The organism is Pseudomonas xanthosomatis (assembly GCF_019139835.1).
Classification (GTDB): domain Bacteria; phylum Pseudomonadota; class Gammaproteobacteria; order Pseudomonadales; family Pseudomonadaceae; genus Aquipseudomonas; species Aquipseudomonas fakonensis.
On sequence record NZ_CP077075.1, the window covers coordinates 2,969,775 to 2,988,518 of the forward strand.

Annotated in this window: 16 protein-coding genes; 2 read left to right on the forward strand and 14 right to left on the reverse strand. The window is 67.3% G+C overall.

Going from position 1 to position 18,744, the window contains the following annotated elements; genetic code table 11:
- The 11 genes from KSS93_RS13200 to KSS93_RS13250 all read right to left on the reverse strand — a co-directional run bounded on the left by KSS93_RS13200 (window position 1) and on the right by KSS93_RS13250 (window position 11,082).
- Complete coding sequence (locus KSS93_RS13200; protein WP_217888627.1) at window positions 1–960, reverse strand: type II secretion system F family protein; 960 nt, start codon at window positions 958–960, stop codon at window positions 1–3.
- Complete coding sequence (locus tag KSS93_RS13205; protein ID WP_217888628.1) at window positions 960–1,949, reverse strand: type II secretion system F family protein; 990 nt, start codon at window positions 1,947–1,949, stop codon at window positions 960–962. The genes KSS93_RS13200 and KSS93_RS13205 overlap by 1 nt, the downstream gene beginning before the upstream one ends.
- The gene (locus KSS93_RS13210) at window positions 1,949–3,322 is read right to left on the reverse strand and encodes a TadA family conjugal transfer-associated ATPase (protein ID WP_217888629.1); all 1,374 of its coding nucleotides are present in this window, start codon (window positions 3,320–3,322) and stop codon (window positions 1,949–1,951) included. The genes KSS93_RS13205 and KSS93_RS13210 overlap by 1 nt, the downstream gene beginning before the upstream one ends.
- 13 nt (window positions 3,323–3,335) lie before the next feature.
- On the reverse strand, window positions 3,336–4,544 hold the full coding sequence (locus KSS93_RS13215) for a CpaE/TadZ family protein (RefSeq protein WP_217888630.1): 1,209 nt from the start codon (window positions 4,542–4,544) through the stop codon (window positions 3,336–3,338).
- A 33-nt stretch (window positions 4,545–4,577) separates the two neighbouring features.
- Window positions 4,578–5,222, reverse strand: a complete 645-nt coding sequence (locus tag KSS93_RS13220; protein ID WP_217888631.1) for a CpaD family pilus assembly lipoprotein — start codon at window positions 5,220–5,222, stop codon at window positions 4,578–4,580.
- An 11-nt stretch (window positions 5,223–5,233) separates the two neighbouring features.
- Complete coding sequence (locus KSS93_RS13225) at window positions 5,234–6,796, reverse strand: type II and III secretion system protein family protein (RefSeq protein WP_217888632.1); 1,563 nt, start codon at window positions 6,794–6,796, stop codon at window positions 5,234–5,236.
- Between the two features lie 52 nt (window positions 6,797–6,848).
- Window positions 6,849–7,742, reverse strand: a complete 894-nt coding sequence (cpaB, locus tag KSS93_RS13230; RefSeq protein ID WP_217888633.1) for a Flp pilus assembly protein CpaB — start codon at window positions 7,740–7,742, stop codon at window positions 6,849–6,851.
- A 15-nt stretch (window positions 7,743–7,757) separates the two neighbouring features.
- Window positions 7,758–8,318, reverse strand: coding sequence for a prepilin peptidase (locus KSS93_RS13235; protein ID WP_217888634.1), 561 nt, complete (start codon window positions 8,316–8,318; stop codon window positions 7,758–7,760).
- A 19-nt stretch (window positions 8,319–8,337) separates the two neighbouring features.
- A complete protein-coding gene (locus tag KSS93_RS13240) occupies window positions 8,338–8,532 on the reverse strand; it encodes a Flp family type IVb pilin (protein ID WP_217888635.1) in 195 nt (64 codons plus the stop codon).
- A 485-nt stretch (window positions 8,533–9,017) separates the two neighbouring features.
- On the reverse strand, window positions 9,018–10,430 hold the full coding sequence (locus KSS93_RS13245) for a sensor histidine kinase (protein WP_217888636.1): 1,413 nt from the start codon (window positions 10,428–10,430) through the stop codon (window positions 9,018–9,020).
- The gene (locus KSS93_RS13250; RefSeq protein WP_217842940.1) at window positions 10,417–11,082 is read right to left on the reverse strand and encodes a response regulator transcription factor; all 666 of its coding nucleotides are present in this window, start codon (window positions 11,080–11,082) and stop codon (window positions 10,417–10,419) included. Before KSS93_RS13250 ends, KSS93_RS13245 begins: the two co-directional genes overlap by 14 nt.
- Window positions 11,083–11,391: 309 nt before the next feature.
- Between KSS93_RS13250 and KSS93_RS13255 the strand changes: the two genes are divergently transcribed.
- Window positions 11,392–11,610, forward strand: coding sequence for a hypothetical protein (locus KSS93_RS13255; protein ID WP_217888637.1), 219 nt, complete (start codon window positions 11,392–11,394; stop codon window positions 11,608–11,610).
- A 588-nt stretch (window positions 11,611–12,198) separates the two neighbouring features.
- Here KSS93_RS13255 and KSS93_RS13260 read toward each other — a convergent pair.
- From KSS93_RS13260 to KSS93_RS13270, 3 genes are all read right to left on the reverse strand, one after another.
- Window positions 12,199–13,230, reverse strand: a complete 1,032-nt coding sequence (locus KSS93_RS13260; protein ID WP_217888638.1) for an AraC family transcriptional regulator ligand-binding domain-containing protein — start codon at window positions 13,228–13,230, stop codon at window positions 12,199–12,201.
- Window positions 13,227–14,141 carry a GGDEF domain-containing protein gene (locus KSS93_RS13265; RefSeq protein ID WP_217888639.1) on the reverse strand — a complete coding sequence of 305 codons (915 nt, stop codon included), beginning with the start codon at window positions 14,139–14,141 and terminating at the stop codon, window positions 13,227–13,229. Before KSS93_RS13265 ends, KSS93_RS13260 begins: the two co-directional genes overlap by 4 nt.
- 354 nt (window positions 14,142–14,495) lie before the next feature.
- Window positions 14,496–15,911 (reverse strand): purple acid phosphatase family protein, encoded by a 1,416-nt coding sequence (locus KSS93_RS13270; RefSeq protein ID WP_217888640.1) that lies wholly within the window; start codon window positions 15,909–15,911, stop codon window positions 14,496–14,498.
- Between the two features lie 351 nt (window positions 15,912–16,262).
- Between KSS93_RS13270 and KSS93_RS13275 the strand changes: the two genes are divergently transcribed.
- Window positions 16,263–18,740 carry a TonB-dependent receptor gene (locus KSS93_RS13275; protein WP_217888641.1) on the forward strand — a complete coding sequence of 826 codons (2,478 nt, stop codon included), beginning with the start codon at window positions 16,263–16,265 and terminating at the stop codon, window positions 18,738–18,740.
- Window positions 18,741–18,744: the final 4 nt, after the last annotated feature.

The window sequence follows — 18,744 nt, forward strand, 5'->3', positions numbered from 1 at the left end:
TCATTGGCTGAGCAGGCGGATGACGCGCACCAGTGCAGGTGCGCCCATCATCGCAACGATAGGGGGCAAAATCAGGGTCATCAGTGGCACGCTTAGCTGGGCCGGCAGCTTGCCGGCGCGCTCCTCGAGGCTGAGGATCAGCGTTTTGCGGCTCTCTTCGGAAATGGTCCGCAGCGCTTGCGACAGCGGCGTGCCGTAGCGCTCGGCCTGGATCAAGGTAGCGACCATGCTTTCGATGCCGCTCACGCCGGTGCGCTCGGCCAGGTTGAGCAGGGCGCGCGGGCGGTCGCTCAGAATTTGCAGCTCGGCGCAGGTGTAGCGCAGCTCATCGGCAAGCTCCGGCGCCGACAGCGCCAGCTCCTTGGACACCACCTGCAGCACCCGCCCCAGCGGCAGGCCGGCTTCGGCGCAGATCACCATCAGGTCGAGGGCATCGGGCAGGTTGCGTGCCAGGCGCTCGCCGCGCCGGGCACTGCGCATGCGCAGCCACAGCTCGGGCAGGGTGGTGCCGGCGAACAGTGCCAGCAGGCCGCCGGCCAGGCCGTTCAGGCCCAGGCGCGAGCCGGCCGGCACCAGGCCGAACAGCACCACCACCGCCAGCAGCACGCCCAGGCAGAGCTTGCCGGCCATCAGCAGGCCGAGGCCCTGGCGGCTACGCAACCCGGCCATGGCCAGCAGGCGGCGCAGCTTGTATTTGTCGTTGTCGCTGCCGGCCAGTTGCTCGCCCACCCGGGCGATGGGTAGCAGCAGCGCTTGCAGGCGCGGCGGCAGTTGCAGGCCCTGATCGCGGGCCAGGTTGTCGGCCTGGCGCTCGGCGCCATCGCCTGCGGCCTCGCCGAGCAGCCGGGCGCGCAGGGGCGCCGGTTGCGCGCGGCGGTGCAGGCCGATCAGCAGCAGGCCGATGCCGGCCAGCAGCACGGCCATGGCCAGGGCTGGCAGGGGGTCGTCATACCAGGCCATCAGGACACCCTCCGGACCATCAACTGGGTAATCAAAAGGCCCAGGCCGACGCTGCCGAAGGCGTAGAACAGCACGGCGTTGCCGGTGGGGTCGTTGAGCAGGAAGCGAAAGTCCTTCGGCGCGCTCATGTACATGTAACCCAGCGCCAGCGGCACCAGCGAGGCGACGATCTTGGCCGAGGCGCGGGCCTCGGAGGTCTTGGCCTGGATCTTCAGGTGCAGCTCGTGGCGGTCGCGCAGGGTCGAGGCCAGGCGGTCGAGGGTTTCGCCCAGGCGCCCGCCGGCCTCCTGGTTGATGATCAGAATCACCGCAAAGAAGCGGTACTCGTTGAGCGGCACGCGCTTGGCCGAGTCCTGCATGGCCTGGCGCAGCGGCACGCCCAGGCGCAGCCAGTTGTCGATCAGGGCGAACTCCACCGACAGCGGCCCGGGCAGGTTCGGCGCCACCAGGGCGAAGGCGTTGCTCACCGGCACCCCGGCGCGGGCGGTGCGGGTGATGGCGTCGATGGCCTCGGGCAGGCTCTGCTTGAGCTCCTTGAGGTGGCGGGCCATGCCGTTGCGGTAGCCGATGCTGGCCAGCACGCTGAAGGCCAGCACCGTCAGCAGCAGGCTGCCGAGCACCGGGAACGGGGTTTCGCGGCCCAGCAGCACGCCGGCCATGAAGCTCACCAGCAGGGTCAGGCCGGCGCGCATCGGCAGGCTCTGGCGCCAGCCCAGCACTTGCAGGCCCAGCCACAACTGCGCCAGGCGCGGGCCGAGCAGCGGCAGGTCGGCGAACGGGGTGTGCTCCAGGTCCTTGAGAATGCCCGCTGCGGCGCCTTGCGGGTCGGCGTTGCGGGCATCGCCTGCGAGGTCTTCCTTGAGCTGCTCCAGGCGCTGGGCGATGGCCTTGTCGTCCGGGCCGCGGGCACGCAGGCTGCGGGCGGCGAGCACCGCCAGCAGCACGGCGAGGAACACCAGCGCGGTCAGCAGGTCGAGGGTGGCGTCCATCAGGCGTGGCCCCCGAACAGGTGCGAATGCGAGGTGTAGAACTGCGGGCGCTGGCCGCTGGCTTCGTACTGGCCGAGCAGCTTGCCGTTGGCATCGACGCTGTGGGTCTTGAAGCCGAACAGCTCCTGGGTCTGGATCACGTCGTTCTCCATGCCGCAGATCTCGGTGACCGAGACGATGCGCCGGCCGCCGTCGCGCATGCGCTCCACCTGCACGATCAGGTTCACGGCACTGGCGATCTGCCGGCGGATGGCCTCCAGCGGCAGCTGCATGCTGGCCATCATCACCATGTTCTCAAGGCGCATGATGGCGTCGCGCGGGGTGTTGGCGTGCACCGTCGACAGCGAGCCGTCGTGGCCGGTGTTCATCGCCTGGAGCATGTCGAAGCACTCGCCGCCGCGCACCTCGCCGAGGATGATGCGGTCGGGGCGCATACGCAGGGCGTTGCGCACCAGGTCGCGCTGGTCGACCTTGCCGGTGCCCTCGGCGCTGACCGGGCGGGTTTCCAGGCGCACCACGTGGGTTTGCTGCAGTTGCAGCTCGGCGGCGTCCTCGATGGTGATTACCCGGTCGGCGTCGCTGATGTTCTGCGACAGGGCGTTGAGCAGGGTGGTCTTGCCCGCGCCGGTACCGCCGGAAACGATGATGTTCAGCCGCGCCAGCATGGCGCGCTTGAGCACCTCGACCATGTCCATGGACAGCGCGCCGCGCTCGGCGAGAATCTCCAGCGACATGTTGCGGCGCATGAACTTACGAATCGAGATGCTGGTGCCGTCGATCGCCAGCGGGTAGGTGATGACGTTGACCCGGCTGCCGTCGGCCAGGCGCGCATCGACCATCGGGTGGCTTTCGTCGATGCGCCGGCCCACCGCCGCAGCAATGCGCTGGGCGGTGTTGAACACGTGTTCTTCGTCGACGAAGGTGATCGGCGAGAGCTCCAGCTTGCCGTAGCGCTCGACGAACACCTGGCCTGCGCCGTTGACCAGAATGTCGTTCACCGAATCGTCGGCCAGCAGCGGCTCGATCGGGCCGATGCCGACCATCTCGTTGAGGGTTTCTTCGGCGATGGCTTCTTCTTCGGGGCGCGACAGCTGCAGGCGGTGTTCGTCGCAGATGCGCCGGATCATGGTCTCGATCTGCAGGCGCAGCTTGTCGCGGCCCATGGCGGCGGCCTTGAGCGGGTCGATCTGGTCGTACAGGTGGTGGCGCACCAGCTTGCGGTTCTGCGCGCCGGGGGTGTCCTGCGGGCGTTGCTGGGCGCTGCGCTGGGTGTTGGTGGCGCGCAGCTCCTGGCTGGGCGGCGCCGGCTGTTCGGCGGCGTGTTTCACATCGGCGCGCACCGGCCGGGGTTTGTGCGGTTGCTTGATCAGCATCGGTCGGGCTCCTTCACGCGGCGCGCTGGCGGGTCAGCGCCTGCTTCAGGCGGGCCATCAGGCCGCTGCCCTGGGCGACGCGCTGCGGGGTGTGGCCGGTGGCCAGGTCGGCGAGGTCGAGCAGGGCGTTGTGGAATGCCGGGGCCCCGGCCAGCTTGAGCGGGCCGGCCAGCAGGCTGCCGGGCAGCGACGGGCCGGCCCAGGGCAGGGCCAGGTCGATGCGCCGCTCGACGAAGTCCTCGAACTGGCTGCGCTCGATCACGCCCGGGTGCTGGCCACGGGCGGCGTTGCTCACCAGCAGCAGGTGCTGGCCTTCGCTTTCGTCGCCGATCTCGCGCAGCAGGCGGTGCAGGTTGCGCGCATCCTGCACGGTCAGGTCGGTGAGCAGGATGCGCGTCTGGGCGTGGGCCAGCACTTCCAGGCTGCCATGCGGGCGGCCGGCGGGCAGGTCCCAGACCACCTGGTTGAACATGCTGCACAGGGTGCCGCCGATGTTCAGCAGGTGCTCCACGCTGAAGTTCTGCGCCGGGCGCAGGCCGGGGGCCTGGGCCAGCAGGTGCAGGCGTTCGTTGATGCGGCCCATGGCCCGTTGCAGCAGGCGGCTGTCCAGCTCGGTGCTGGTCAGGGCGCTGGCCAGGCCCGCTTCGCCCTCGAAGCCCAGCAGCAGGCTCTGGTCACCGTTGCAGCGGTCGAAGTCGACCATGGCGGTGGGGGTGTGGCGTTGCTCGCTCAGCAGCAGCGCCAGGCTGGCGGCCACGGTGCTGGTGCCGACGCCGCCCGAGGCGCCGCTGATGGCCAGGGTGCGCCCGCTGCGCACACCATGGGCGACGCTGTGGCCGTTGCGCGCGCGGGCCACGGTGGTGGCCAGCAGGTCCAGCGGCACGGGCTTGGCCAGGTAGTCGAACACGCCACTGTGCAGCAGGGTGCGGTACAGGTCGATGTCCTGCTTGCGGCCCAGGGTGACGATATGGCACGACGGGTCGCAGACCTGGGCCAGTTCTTCGAGCGATTGCAGCGGCAGCGGGTCGCCTTCGATGTCCACCACCAGCACTTCGGCGGGCGGGTTGCTGCGGCACCAGGCGATGGCGGCGGCAATGCCGCCGGGCAGGACCTGTTCGGCCGACTGGCCCAGGCGCGTGAGCATTTCGCCGAAGCGGGTGGCCTCTTCGTTGCTGGCGGCAAACAGCATCAGGTCCTGGGCGGGGAGGGTTGTGTCGTTCATGTCGCGGTTCTCTCTGCGAGCGGCCGAAGGCGGTCAGTCCTGGAAGTCGATGTCGAGCAGCTCGCGCACTTCATCTTCGTGGTAGCGCTTGACGGCGCCCACCGCGTTGATGCCGTCGGCGCTGTCGAGGGTGCGCGGGCGGGCCAGGTCGCGCGGGTCGGCGACCATCGCGGCAATGTTGGCGCGCACCGCGCAGCCGGGCTGCCCGACTGCCTCGAACGGCTTGACCGTCCAGGTGTTTGCGTTGGCCACGCTGCAGTCGGGAATCTTCGCCACGATGGCTTCGGACACCACTTGTAGGTCCCAGTCACGGGCTTCGCCGGCGTCCAGGCGGGTGGGGCGAATGCTCACCTCGGCGGCGCCCTGGTCGCGCAGTACGCTGGCCAGGCGTTGGGCCAGGCGGTCGCCGCTGGGGGTGTAGGGCTGCAGGGTCAGGTGCTGGTTGTGCAGGCGGCCCTGGGCGTGCAGCAGGCTGTTGAGGTTGTCCAGCGATTCTGCGGTGAAGCTGCCGTTGCCGCTGGCCTTGAGCGAGGCCATCAGCGCCGATGGCGCCACCGTGGCCTGGGGGACCGGGGTGAACGGGGCAAAGCGGGTTTCACGCATCTGGTTGAGCTGGCGGTCGCAACCACCCAACAGCACGGCCAGGGTCAGCAGGGGCAGCAGGGCACGTTTGGTCATGGCGGTTCTCCTCAGAACAGGTAGCCGGCGGTGGCTTGCAGCGGCAGCACGGCGTCCAGCGAACGCACGCCGCGGCCTGGGGTTTGCAGGTCGCCGGGGGCGGTGGGCTCGACCACGTAGGCAGTGGCGATGATCACCAGCTCCGTGTCTTCCTGGCTGCTGGTTTCGGTCTCGAACAGCCGGCCGATGCCGGGGAGGCTCTTCAGGCCCGGCACGCCGGTGACGGTCTGGCCTACGTTGCTGCGCAGCATGCCTGCCAGGGCGAAGCTCTGGCCGCTGGACAGCTCCACGGTAGTGTCGGCGCGGCGCACCTTGAACGCCGGGATGGTGAAGCCTTGCAGGTCGACCGCGCCGTCGTCGGACAGGTCGCTGACCTCGGGGGCCACGTGCAGGCTGATGCGGTTGGGCGACAGCAGGGTCGGGGTCATGCGCATGATCACGCCGTACTGCTTGTAGTCGATGGTCACCTGGTTGTTGTTCATGATCACGATCGGCACCTCGCCGCCGGCGGCAAAGCCTGCGGTCTCGCCGGACATGGCGGTAAGGTTGGGTTCGGCCAGCACCGTGGCCAGGCCGTCCTCGGACAACGCGGTGAGCAACCCGCCGACGGTCATCGAGCCGCGCGTGCGCACGCCGCCGGCCACGGCGTTGGTCACCGTGCCGCCGGTAAAGGCGCCGGTGGTGGCGTCGAACAGGCTGCTGCCGTTGCGCAAGAAGAAGTTGCCGTCCTTGAGTGCGACATCCCAGTTCAGGCCCAGGGAGGTGGTCATCGAGCGTGATACTTCGACGATACGCACGCTGATGTTCACCTGGGACGACAGCTCGACCTTGAGCTGGTTGACGATGCGCGGGCTGTCGCCGCCACCGCCTGGGGCACCACCACCACCGCCGCCACCACCGCCACCGCCACCGCCCCCTGCGCCGCCGCCTCCGGTGCTGTCGTCTTCACCGCCGACGTAGGCCTTGACCGCATCGATCACCAACTTGGCCTGCTGCGGGGTGCGCACGTTGCCGCGCACGATCAGGCCGTTGCCCGAGGCCGGGCCGAAGTTCACGTTGACCCCCGGCACTTCCTCGGCGATCTGCCGGGTCAGGGCGTCCAGGTCGTAGTGGGTCTCGAGGTTGATGGCGCTGATCACCTGGTCGTTGGCATCCAGCGCGTACAGCGTGGTGCGCCCGGCGCCCTTGGCGTAGACGAACACGTTGCCCGGCGAAGGCATCTGGAAGCTGGCGATGGTCGGGTCGGCCACCAGCACGTTGGCGGCCAGGGCCGGCAGTTGCAGCAGGCGCCCTTGCTTGACGGTGAGGTTCAGCGTTTCGCTGGGTTGTACCTGGGTCAGCTTGCGTGGCAGCGGCGGGCGCGCAGGTTGCGCGGGTTCGGTCACCGGTTCCGGGTCAGGGCCGGTGGCCGGCAGGTTGGCGTATATCGACGGGTCTCCCCAGGTCTCGAAATTGTCGGCGGGGTTTTCCTGGGCGGCGGCCTGGGTTGTTTCGGCCTGCGCGCCGGGTGCGAGCAGGGCGCAGCCGAGGGCCAGGGCCAGTGAGGGGGCGAGTGTTGCAGGGGCGAACTTCATCGTGGCACTTCCAGAAAAACTGCGGTGTCAGGTGGCAGGCGTAGGGGCGTGTTCAGCGCGACAGGTCGCGTTCCTCGACGGCGTCGCCGCGGAACATCTGCAATTTGGCTTGGGGAGCACTCATGCCGTTGTAAAGGCCGGTGGCCTGGCTCAGGGTGGTGATGCTGCGGCCATCGGTGACCATCGGCTGGCGTGGCTCGCGGGCGCCGCGCAGTACCAGTTGCAGGGTACCGACCTCCTTGGCCACCGACAGGCGTTCGGCCTGGGCCGGGGTCACTTCCAGGGTCACGGTCTCGAAGCTGGTGTAGCGCTTCTTGTCCTTTTCTGCCGGTTGCTCTTCACGCACGGTCAGGGCGCCGCGGGTGATGTTGTTCAGTGCCAGCACGCGCACGTTGCGCAGTAAGGTCTGCGAGGCCAAGCGCGGCACGCCGGAACCGGCACCGGCGCTTTCCTTCTCTTTGTCGCGGTCCAGGCTCAACACCACATCGACGCGGTCACCGGTGGAAACCATTCCCGAGTTGCTGGCCACCGCGCTTGTGGGCACCGAGATGGCGCGCAGGCCTGGTTGCAGCACCGCGGCGATGAAGCCCGGCTCGCCTGGTTTGATCAGCATGGTGGCGGCCAGCGGCTGGCCCTCGCGCAACGGGCGGCGCACGGTGCCACCAACGGCGACTGCCAGGCTGTCCTTGTTGTCGATGAAGAACAGCAACGACGAATGCTCGCCTTCCAGCTGCTGCCAGCGCACGGCATTGGCGTCGATGAACTCGCCGGGGTGCAGGTCGCGGGCGGCCACCAGCACGGCGGGCAGGGCAGGCGGGGCAGGCGGCGGCGCAACGACCACGGGTGCCGGGGCGGGGGCCGGTTTGAGCATGACCCGCACCAGCAGCGCGGCGCTGCCGGCGACCAGCAGCGTGCCTGCCAGCAGAAGGACGGAAGGGGTTTTCATGATGAAGTCGCGTGCTCAGGAATGGATGGGAATGAACAGGATGTAGAGGGCACCGGTGACGATGGCCAGCCCGTAGGGGATGCCCTGCGGGCAGTGTTCGGTGATCACGATCGGGGTCTGGATGCCCAGGCGCGGAAAGCGCCGGGCCAGGCGCTGCACGCCGTGGCCGAGCAGTTGCTCGATACGCGCCAGCAGCGGCAAGCCCAGGGCCAGCAGGCCGCCGGCCAGTGCCGTAACGATCAGGAACGCCAGTTGGTCGGCAGGCCCGACCCACAGGCAGATCACTGCCATCAGCTTGACGTCGCCGGCGCCGACCCGGCCCAGGAAGAACAGCCCGCAACCCACCAGCAGTACCAGCGCCGCGCCCAGCAGGCAGGCGCCCATGGCGCTGAACACGCCGAGGGTGTCCAGCTGTTGCCAGGGGCCGAAGCCCAGCAGCGCGGCGGCCGGTTGTACCAACCACAGCGCCAGCAGCACCAGCACCAGCAGGTTGTGGATGCGCCGGTAGAGCAGGTCGGAGCCGACCACGAACACCAGCGCCGGCAGCAGCACGAAGAGGGCGAGGGTGTTGTCCATGGGCGCTCCGGGCTCCGGGTTACTGCCCGGGGGCGTTGGTGTTGGTGATCTGGTCGGCGATGGAGGAGAAGCGTTCCTTCAGCGCGGTGACGAACACACCGTCGGAGCCGAAGATCACGCCGATGGCCGCAGCCATGGCGGCGGCGAGGATGCCGTATTCGATGGCGGTGACGCCGCTTTCATCGTTGAGGAACAGTTTGAGGCGCTTGAGCATGGCGGGCTCCGGTGGGCGAAGGGGTGGATGGGAAGTGGTTGGTATTAAGATTTATTCTCATGTACCGGGCAAGGGCGGGTGTATTAAGAATGCTTAAGGAAGTGAGAGGTTTTGCCGCATCCCTGTAGGAGATTACCCAGCCCTGCGGGCTGCGCTGTCGCGCAGAGAACTGGGCACGAACCCGCTGCGGGCCCTGTGGGAGCGGGCTCGTCGGGGTGCCGAACCACCGCGAAGCAGGCGACGCGGTGTCTGGCACCGGCTTCGCCGGTGTTCGCGGGCAAGCCCGCTCCCACAGGGTATGTGGCGCGCTTACGAATTCTGTTCTTGCGCGACAGCGCAGCCCGCAGGGCTGGGTGATCTCCTATGGAACAAATCACAACTCGGTGATTTAACGAAGATTCTGTGGGAGCGGCTTTAGCCGCGAACACCGGCGAAGCCGGTGCCAGCATTCGCCTGTGCCGGCCCTATCGCCGGCAAGCCGGCTTCTACAGCGGGCGTGTAGAAACGGGGGCTGCGGGGGCCTTGATCTCCAGCGTCGCGCACAGCCCGGGCTGGTTGTCGATCAGCAGCAGTTGGCCGCCGTGCAGGTCGCAGATGGCGCGGGTGAGGGTCAGGCCCAGGCCGTTGCCGGGCACGTTGCCGCTGGTGTCCAGGCGCTGGAAGCGGGCCATGGCGCGGTCGTTGAGGGCGTCGGGGATGCCGCGGCCGCGGTCGGCCACGCACAGTCGCGAACGGTTGCGCACCTGCTCGCCGCGCAGGCTGATCGGCGAGCCCTTGGGCGAGTACTTCAGGGCGTTGTCCACCAGGTTGGCCAGGGCCTGGAACAGCAGCGCGCGGTCGCCGTACACCCTCACCCGCGGGCTGCACTGCACGTTCAGCTGGCAGTCACGCTCCTCGGCAAGCGGTTGGTAGTAGTCGGCAATGTCCTGCAGCAGCTCTTGCGCGCTGTGGCTGTCGAACTGGTGGGCGCAGCGGCCGGTTTCCACCTCGCCAATGCGCATCACCGCACGGAACAGGCTCTGGATGCGTTCGCTGTCGGACACCGCCTGCATCAGCTCGGCCCGCGCCGGCTCGTCCTGCAACTGCTCGGCCACGCTCAGCAGGCGGGCCTGCAGGCGGGTCAGCGGCGTGCGCAGCTCGTGGGCGATATGGCTGGTGATGTTCTTCACTTCCTCCATCAGCCGGTCGATGCGCTGCAGGCTGTGGTTGACCTCGCTGCCGAGCTGGTCGAACTCGTCGCCGTCGCTGTGGCAGGCCACCCGCGAGCCATGCTCGCCACTGGCGTAGCGGGCCAGGGCATCGCGGATGTGGTTGATGCGCTCCAGGTTGCGCCGGCTGAACGGCAGGCTGGTGAGCAGGATCAACAGCAGTACCAGCAGCATGGTGGCACCGGCCATCAGCGGGATGATCCGCGTGCGTTCGAGCATCGGGCGCAGGTTGTAGGCGCTGAAGTAGCTGCCGCCATCGGCCAGCGGCACCAGCAGGCCGAGAATCTCTGCCGTGCCGTTGCCACCGGGCACCACGGCATGGCGCCAGTTGCCCAGGCAGCCGCCGGCGCAGTCGAACTGCGGCACCAGCCAGGCATTGCCATAGCGCAGCTGGCCCTGGGCATCGACCACCGTGGGCAGGTGCTCCTTGCGCGCCTCGGTGGGTTCGCGTTGCTGCAGCGCCGCCACCACCTGCGCGGTGCTGCGCAGGCTGCCGTGCAACTGCTGGGAGCGCACGTCGTTGAGGATCATGTCGCGCACGTGGCTGCGGGTTACCACTTCCAGCAGGTGGTTGCTGCACACGATCGAGATCAGCGACACCAGCAGGCAGACGAAAGCGATGGTCGAGGCCTGGCGAAAGTTGCTGGTGTTGAGCAACTGGCGCAGGCCATAGGCGTTAACCAAGGACATAGCCGATGGCGCGTATGGTGCGGATCATCTGGCGTTCGAAGCCCTTGTCGATCTTGGTGCGCAGCTTGGACAGGTGCACGTCGATCAGGTTGGTCTGCGGGTCGAAGTGGTAGCCCCACACGCGCTCCAGCAGCATGCTGCGGGTGACGGTCTGGCCGCGGTGCTCGGCCAGTACCTGCAGCAGCTTGAACTCCTTGTCGGTGAGGTCGATGCGCTGGCCGTCGCGGCTGACCGTGCGCCGGCTCAGGTCCACCTGCAACTCGTCGATTTGCAGCACCTCGTCGTGGGCGTGCTGCTGGTGGCGGCGGGCGAGCAGCTCCAGGCGCAGCAGCAGCTCGGTGAAGTCGAACGGCTTGCCCAGGTAATCGTCGGCGCCGGCGCGCAGGCCTTCGACGCGGTCGGCGGTCTGGTCGTTGGCCGACAGCACCAGGATCGGCGGGCGCGGCTTGCCGGTGAGCTGGTTGAGTACTTCGATGCCGTCCATCTTGGGCAGTACGCGGTCGAGGATCACCACGTCGAAGGCTTCGCGCAGGATCATGTCCAGTGCACCTTCGCCGTTGTCGGTCATCCTGCAGTTGTGCCCGCATGCATGCAGCTTGCTGCCCAACCAGTGACTGACCGAGGGGTCGTCTTCCACCACCAATACGCGCATGGCGTTGATCCTTTAAATAGCGTCGAAGGAGGGTTGCATTCTCACGGGTGGCCGCTGGCCAACTGAGTTAAGAATTATTAAACAGAATGAGAATACTTATCAATAAGATTTGATTGTATTTTGCAATTACGTTCGATTACTCGCAATTTTCGAAGTTTTGTGCAGGGTTTGGCAGGGAAAAACCCTTGGTATGCCAGGGTTATGCGCAAGGGGATTGCGGGGGAGGAGGCTAGGCGGGAAATGCGGCGTGGTGTATAGACGCGGCAGCTTTGGTTTTTTTCAGAAGGTTTTGCAAGGAGCGCAGGTGACATGCAGGAATGGCTGTTTTACGACTTGCTCGCAGCGCTGATGCGGGTGGTGTGTTACCCCATCGGCTGGTTGGTGTTGCGCTTGCTGACCTTCGGTCACTACCCCCGCCGCGGTATTTGGCTGAGCGGCTCGACCCCGGAGGTGATGACCACGATGCTGGGGTTGGTGGTGTTGCTGGTTGGGGTGATGGCGTTGGCGGGGCAGTTTGTGATGGGGTAGGGCGCTGTCAGGCGGACGCGATTCTACAGGGTGCGCGCTTGTGGCTTCAGTGCCTTGGCCAGGGCGCAGTTCACATGCTCGGTGGTGTGTATCAAGGTGCCCTGATGCGGCATGAGGACATGCGCGTTGATGCCCTGATGCGGCCTTGGTACATGCGCCAAGGCTGGCAACCATGGCCTGACAGGCATGGCCACGTTGCAACAAATGTGGGAGCGGGCTTGCCCGCGAAGCGCCGCGCGGGCGGCGCTCGATCTTGAGAGCGCTGCAAAGCTTTCGTCGGGCACCTGTATGCCCTGATGCACTCTGGAGGCATGCGCCTCGAAGCCTTGATACATACCTGAAGCCACACCTCCGACCTCAATTACTGTTGGGGTGATCGCATCAGGGCTGCCAGGTGTTCGACGAAAACTCCCCTGCGTCTAAAACCGAGCGCCGCCCGCGCGGCGCTTCGCGGTGGTTCGGCACCCCGACAAGCCCGCTCCCACATTTGTTTCGGGCGATGTTTGCCTGTCAGGCCATGGTTGCCAGCCTTGGCGCAAGTCTCAAGGCCGCATCAGGGCATAGAGGCCCCGGCGGCAAGCCCCGCCCCTACAGCGCAGCCCCTCCCGCCAATGGCTTGAGCTCACTCGGCAGCCGCCCGGTCCAGCGCTTGAACGAGCGGCGCAAATTGGTGTTGTCGTTGAAACCGAGCATCTGCGCCACCTCGTCGTTGCCATACCCCTTGACCTGATACAGGTACAACGCCAGGTCGCGCCGGGCACAGTCGAGCTGTTCCTGAAAATGCGTGCCCTGGCGCGCCAGGCGGCGCTTGAACGAGGCCGGGCTGGTGGCGAAGGCGCAGGCGACGCGCTCCAGGCTCAACGGCTGGCGCAGCTGGCCGAGCAGGTGCTCGTGCAACTGGTCGAGAAAACTCGTCTGCCAACCCCAGGTGTTCAATTGCGCATCGCACGCCTGGCGCGCCACCTGCTGGGCGGTGGAGCCGGCGCCGGGCCAGGGGCGCAGCAGGTATTCACGCGGCACGCTCATCACCGTGCACGGGCAGTCGAAGGCCAGCGCATCGCCCAGGTGTACCCAGTACTGCTCCACATACCCAGGCTCCGGGTGGGCGAACTGAAAGCGCCATGGCAACTGCTCGTGCTGTTGGCGGCGGGCCAGGGCGACCACGGCGGTCATGCTGGCTTCGAGCAGGAACAAGGTCTGCTCGCCCATGGCGCAGCTTTCGCGCCAGTACAGGTGCAGGTACTGCTCGTCCAGGCGCAGCACCGGGGTCAGCAGCGGCGACAGCAAGGCGCGGTACTGGCCCAGGCGCTCCAGCGCCTGCAGCAGGTGGTCGGCCTGCTCCAGCAACAGGCTGGCGGCGCCGTAGTGCCCGGGCCACAGGCGCTGGCCATAGAGAAAGCTGCTGTCGGCGGCGTCCAGCAGGCGCTGGGCGTTGGCGATCAGGCGCAGGAACTGTTGCGGGCTGAGCTGCGCGTTGCCGGTGATGATGTCCTCGTAGAACAGCCCGCAACCGCGCAGCAGGTGGTGGGTGTCGATGTGCCGCGAACGCGCCAGGTCGATCAGCGCGGCGGGCAGGTGGTGGGCGGCGATGAAGCGGCTGTCGCTGTCGTAGCCGTTCATGCGCTGCGCACCTGGCGTGGCTTGGCCCTGGCCAAGGCCTGGTTGAGGCGCTTGAGCAACTGCGCTTCGTCTTCGTCCACCGCCATCACGCAGGCGACGCTGGCGGCCAGTTGCAGGCGCTCGCCGTGGCGCACGGTATGGTGGGCCAGGTGGGCGATGCTTTGGCGCAGCGCCTCGGCCATGGCCTGGGCCTGGCGCTCGCCGGTGTTGGGCAGCACCGCGACGAAGCGGTCGCCGGCCAGGCGGCAGAGCATGTCTTGTTGGCGCAGGTTGAGCAGCAGCAGCTGCGCCACCACCTGCAGCACCTGGTCGCCTTCGTCCTGCCCATAGCGCAGGTTGACCTGGTTGAAGTCGTCCAGGTCGATGGCCACCAGCGACAGCGGCTGCTGTTCGGCGCTGGCCTGGGCGATGGCCTGTTGCAGGTGCTGGCGCAGGTACTGGGCGCCGGCCAGCGGGGTGAGCTTGTCGAACAGGCGGTGCTCGCGGAACAGCTGCTCGCGCTTGCGCATTTGCTCGCTGATGGCGCGCTGCTCCTGCTGCAGGTGGTACATGCCCAGGGTCAGCAGCAGCATGCCCACCGGCATGGGCGCGGTTTCCAGCCAGTTGTCCCAAATCGCCTCGGGGGGCAGGCGGATGAATTCGTCGAGGGTGTCCATCCACATGGAGAACGCGGTAAAGCACAGGCCCACGGACAGCAGCCGGGTGACCCTGCCGACCGGGCGGCCACGCAGCAGCATGAACAGCCAGCCACAGAGGATCATGCAGGTACCGCCTTCGCCGGCCACGTCCATCCAGTTGATTTCGGCCCAGGGCTTGATGTTGCCGGCGGCAAGGTAGATGAGCAGGCCGGCGTTGAAGGCCAGCAGCAGGCCGGCGAGGGTCAGGCCATGGCGTTTGAGCAGCGGGGGCATGGGGCGTCCTTGATGTTGTTGTGGCCTGGGCGGGCCCTGTCGCCGGCACGCCGGCTCTCATAGAACAAACTGCAACTCATTGATTTAACACGGTCCCTGTGGGAAGCGGCCTTGTGTCGCGATGGGGCGCGAAGCGGCCCCAGGGCCTCGGCCTCATGCAAAATTGCCGGGGCTGCTGCGCAGCCCATCTCGACCGGACGGCGCCCCGGCAAGGCCGCTTCCCACAGGGGGCGCGGTGCATCTGCGAGACCAGTTCTCTGCGCGACAGCACAGCCCGAAGGGCTGGGTGATCTCCTACAGGGATGTGTGGCCCACCCGGCAGCATGCGGGGTGATTATCTCAATCCGATGACGCTCACTTGCCGCGTGCGGTGCAGGGCAGGCCGTCCGGGCCGGTGCTGGCGTCGCAGTAGCGCTCGCCGGCCAAGGCCAGCTTGGGCTCGTGCAGGAACTTGCGGCCCTTGGCGTCGCGCTGGATGTCGAAGGCGTCGTACAGCTGGTCGTCGGCCGAATAGGCGCGCACTTGCAAGCGGTCCTTCTCTACCCGCACGGTCTGGTACAGCTGGGTGTCCTCGGCGCTGCGGTCGGGCTGGCGGCGGGCGCGGTCGTTCAGGCCGTACATTTTCGAGCCGGTCACCGAGACCATGTACACCGGGCCAATGGCCTGCCTGGCACGCTGCGCGGCAGCGGTGGCCTGGCGCCCGGCGGCGTGGGTCAGGCGGCTGTAGCAGTGGTCGTGGCCCTGCAGCACCAGGTCGACCTTGTAGCGCTCAAGCAAAGGTTGCCAGGCGGCCTTCAGCGGCTCGGTGTCTTCGGGGCGGGCGCAGGTGTAGACCGGCTGGTGCATGACCACGATGTTCCACTGCGCCTTGCTGCTGCGCAGAGTGTTTTCAAGCCATGCGGTTTGTGCCGGCAGGGTGCCCAGGTCCAGGGCCGAGGTGCCGTCCAGCACCACGAAGCGCACGTTCTGGTAATCGCTGTAGTAGCTGGTGTCGGCCACCCCTTCGGCGCCGTTGCGCGGCAGGGCGAACTGGGCCGGCACGTGGGGGCTCAGGCTGCGGCTTTCGCTGCCGTCGGCGTTCAGTTGCTCGAGGTACTCGTGGTTGCCGAAGGCGGTCAGCTGCGGGATGGCTGCGTACGACCAGCCGCCGGCCTGGTTCCATTCGCCCCATTCGTCGTCGTGGGCCAGGTCGTCGCGCGAGGCCACCAGGTCGCCGGCGTGCACCACCAGGGCTGGCTGCGCCACGCTGCGCAGGGCCTGGCGGATGGTGCGCGAGGCGATGGCGAGGATGTCGTTCTGGGTGTCGCCCAGGTACACGAAGCTGAACGGCGCGAACTGGCCTTTGGCGGTGCGGAACTGGTGCCACTCACTCCAGCCGGCGCTGCCCTTGACCCGGTACACGTAGGCGGTGTCGGGCTGCAGGTGCTCCAGGCGCACTTGGTGGTAGTTGGCCGGGCCGTTGTCGCCGTCCAGGCGCTGGGTGCTGCCGCCGAGCTGGCTGGCCTTGGCCTCCAGCGACGGGCCGGCCAGGGCCGGGCCCAGCTGCAGCACGGCGTCGGCCTGGGCCAGGTCGGTGCGGTAGCTGACCGCCATCTGCGTGGCGGCGTTCTGCCCTGGGGTGAGCACGATGCGGTCGGCGAGGGTGCCGGCGGCGTAGGGCTGGCCGGGTGAGCGCGGTATCGGGTTGGTGTCGCTGGCCTGGGCCATGGCGGCGCAGAGCAGGGTGGCGGCGAACAGCAGGGTGGCGGCGAACAGCAGGGGGCGGTGCATGGGGTTTCCTCGAATGGCCCGGATGGCGTGATGGGGGGCAAAGGAAACAAAGGCGAATGACGGTTCGGTTACCGGGTGGGGGGTCGATTTGGCTCAGGTGAGCGGGGCGATTTTTTGTGTGATCAGGGGTGGCCTGATCGCGGGGCAAGCCCGCTCCCACATATGTATTAGGGGCTGGCTGAGGGCGCAGGGGGTCATTTGAGCTCAAAACGTCGGTAAAAACCGCCGAAAACCCGGTGCCGGGGCGTTAGCTGCCGGGCTCTGTCATGCAAGTGCCACACAGCCTTTTTAGCGTTCGCAGCCATTCCCGGGTTCGCCGGGCCACTGCAAACGAGGGTTTCCAAGGTGGCAATGCCGTTACGTCACATCCGTTGCAACGGGTTTCGGGTCAGCCTGCTGGCCATCGCCATCGGCGCCGCACCTGCCTGGGCCGAGGAAGAGGCGGTGGAGCGGGTCGAGGTGATCGGCCAGGCTGCCAGCATCGACAAGGCCCTGCGCGAGCAGAAGAGCTCGGACAGCATCGAGAGCGTGGTGCACGCCGATGGCGTCGGCCAACTGCCGGACGACAACGCCGCCGAAGCCCTGCAGCGGGTGCCGGGCCTGTCGGTGGAGCGCGACCAGGGCGAAGGCCGCTTTGTCAGCGTGCGCGGCATCGCCCCGGACCTGAACAGCGTGACCATCAACGGCACTTTGGTACCGGCCCCCGAGGGTGACCGCCGCGCCGTGGCCCTGGACGTGCTGCCGGCCGAGCTGGTGCAATCGCTGTCGGTGGTCAAGAGCCTGACCCCGGACATGGACGCCAACTCCCTGGGCGGCACCATCGAGGTGGAGAGCCTGTCGGCCTTCGACCACGACGGGCTGTTCTACACCTTCAGCAGCGAGGCCAGCCAGGACACCAACGTCGACAAGACCAGCCCGAAGTTCTCCGGCGCCTTCAGCAACCGCTTCAGCCTGGGTGACGGCGTGGACAACTTTGGCGTGGCGGCGGCGTTCAGCTGGCAGAAGCGCAAGTTCGGCTCGGACAACGTCGAGACCGGCGGCAACTGGGACTTCAGCGGCGCCGATGCGCGCCTGCAAGAGGTGGAGGCCCGCGACTACCAGATCACCCGCGAGCGCACAGGCTTTGGCCTGAACTTCGACTACCAGCCCGACGACTACTCCAGCTACTACCTGCGCACCCTGTACAGCAAGTTCAAGGACACCGAGACGCGCAACGCCATGGGCCTGGAGTTCGCCGATCCGCAGGGTTCGGGCCAGCGTGGCGAGGCCGAGGGCTGGCGCGACCTGAAATCCCGCGAGGACACCCAGGAAATCCAGTCCTACGTGCTTGGCGGCGAGCGCATGATCGAGCAGTGGACCTTAAGCGCCCAGGCCGGCTACAGCCAGGCCACCGAGAAAGACCCGGGCGGCATCGCCGGGGCCAAGTTCGTCGGCGACTTCGACGGTGTGGGGTTTGACGGCACCTCCAAGCCACGCCTGAGCGTGGGCAGCGATTTCTACAACCCCAACAACTTCACCTTGGATGAAGTGGAATGGGAGAAGGTCAACGGCAAGGACCAGGAAAAGAACATCCGCCTGGACCTGGCCCGCGATTACGACCTGGCCGGCAACAGCGCGCAGGTGAAGTTTGGCGGCAAGGTCAGCCGGCGCGACAAGACCAGCGACACCGAAACCTGGGTGTACGACGATTTCACCGGCGTGAGCCTGGCCGACTACCAGAGCGGCAATGTCGACTACGCCCTGGGCCACTACGGCAACGGCATCAGCGCCGGGGCCATCAAGGGTTTGATCGGCAGCCTGGACAAGGCCGCGTTCTACGACGAAGAAGCCTCGCGCATCAACGATTTCGACATGCGCGAGGACATCAACGCCGCTTACCTGATGCACACCCTGGACGTGGGCGACTGGCGCCTGATCGCCGGCCTGCGCTACGAGGGCACCGAGTTCGACGCCAAGGGCACCGGCCTTCGCGACGGCACCTACGAGAGCATCCACAGCAGCAACCGCTACGACCACTGGTTGCCCGGCCTGCATGCGCGCTACCAGCTGACACCGGCCACTGCGCTGCGCGCAGCCTGGACCAACACCGTGGTGCGCCCGACCTTCGGCCAGCTGGCCCCGGGCTTTGCCATCGACGGCGCCGACGCCTCGTTCGGCAACCCCGAGCTGAAACCGCTGGAGTCGATGAACCTGGACTTCGGCATCGAGCACTACATGGGCCGCGCCGGGGTGGCCTCGGCGTTCCTGTTCTACAAGGACATCGACAACTTCATCTACAGCACCGACCTTGCCGGCACCGGCGAGTGGCTGGGCTTCGACGAGGCGCTGACCTTCGAGAACGGCGGCGGCGCGCGCCTGTACGGCCTGGAGCTGGCCTACTCGCAAAAATTCGACTGGCTGCCCGAGCCGTGGGACGGCCTGCTGGTGGGCGCCAACCTGACCCTGAGCAAGTCCGACGCCACCTACCAGGGCGCCACCGGTGCCAAGCGCCACATCGACCTGCCCAACCAGTCCGACACCGTGGGCAACTTCATGGTTGGCTGGGAGAACGAGCGCCTCAACCTGCGCCTGGCCGCCAACTACAAGTCGGGCTACCTGCTGGAGCTGGGCGCCATCGACGACAAGGCCCACGACCAGTACGCCGACGACCAGCTGCACGTGGACTTCAAGGCCGGCTACTTCCTCACCCCCGAGCTGCAGCTGACCTTCGAGGCGCAGAACATCACCGACGAGTCCTACTACGTGTACAGCGGCCACCGCCGCTACAACGCGCAATACGAAGAATACGGCCCGACCTACAAGCTCGGCCTGACCCTTACCCACTTCTGACCCG

Excerpts from the sequence above, each read along its gene's own strand:
- KSS93_RS13245 (WP_217888636.1), bottom strand. The coding sequence starts at position 10,430 with ATGTCCTTGGTTAACGCCTATGGCCTGCGCCAGTTGCTCAACACCAGC.
- KSS93_RS13250 (WP_217842940.1), bottom strand. The coding sequence starts at position 11,082 with ATGCGCGTATTGGTGGTGGAAGACGACCCCTCGGTCAGTCACTGGTTG.
- KSS93_RS13275 (WP_217888641.1), top strand. The coding sequence starts at position 16,263 with ATGCCGTTACGTCACATCCGTTGCAACGGGTTTCGGGTCAGCCTGCTG.
- KSS93_RS13260 (WP_217888638.1), bottom strand. The coding sequence starts at position 13,230 with ATGAACGGCTACGACAGCGACAGCCGCTTCATCGCCGCCCACCACCTG.
- KSS93_RS13235 (WP_217888634.1), bottom strand. The coding sequence starts at position 8,318 with ATGGACAACACCCTCGCCCTCTTCGTGCTGCTGCCGGCGCTGGTGTTC.
- KSS93_RS13210 (WP_217888629.1), bottom strand. The coding sequence starts at position 3,322 with ATGCTGATCAAGCAACCGCACAAACCCCGGCCGGTGCGCGCCGATGTG.
- KSS93_RS13240 (WP_217888635.1), bottom strand. The coding sequence starts at position 8,532 with ATGCTCAAGCGCCTCAAACTGTTCCTCAACGATGAAAGCGGCGTCACC.
- KSS93_RS13225 (WP_217888632.1), bottom strand. The coding sequence starts at position 6,796 with ATGAAGTTCGCCCCTGCAACACTCGCCCCCTCACTGGCCCTGGCCCTC.
- KSS93_RS13205 (WP_217888628.1), bottom strand. The coding sequence starts at position 1,949 with ATGGACGCCACCCTCGACCTGCTGACCGCGCTGGTGTTCCTCGCCGTG.
- KSS93_RS13265 (WP_217888639.1), bottom strand. The coding sequence starts at position 14,141 with ATGCCCCCGCTGCTCAAACGCCATGGCCTGACCCTCGCCGGCCTGCTG.
- KSS93_RS13220 (WP_217888631.1), bottom strand. The coding sequence starts at position 5,222 with ATGACCAAACGTGCCCTGCTGCCCCTGCTGACCCTGGCCGTGCTGTTG.
- KSS93_RS13255 (WP_217888637.1), top strand. The coding sequence starts at position 11,392 with ATGCAGGAATGGCTGTTTTACGACTTGCTCGCAGCGCTGATGCGGGTG.
- KSS93_RS13215 (WP_217888630.1), bottom strand. The coding sequence starts at position 4,544 with ATGAACGACACAACCCTCCCCGCCCAGGACCTGATGCTGTTTGCCGCC.
- KSS93_RS13270 (WP_217888640.1), bottom strand. The coding sequence starts at position 15,911 with ATGCACCGCCCCCTGCTGTTCGCCGCCACCCTGCTGTTCGCCGCCACC.
- KSS93_RS13200 (WP_217888627.1), bottom strand. The coding sequence starts at position 960 with ATGGCCTGGTATGACGACCCCCTGCCAGCCCTGGCCATGGCCGTGCTG.
- cpaB (WP_217888633.1), bottom strand. The coding sequence starts at position 7,742 with ATGAAAACCCCTTCCGTCCTTCTGCTGGCAGGCACGCTGCTGGTCGCC.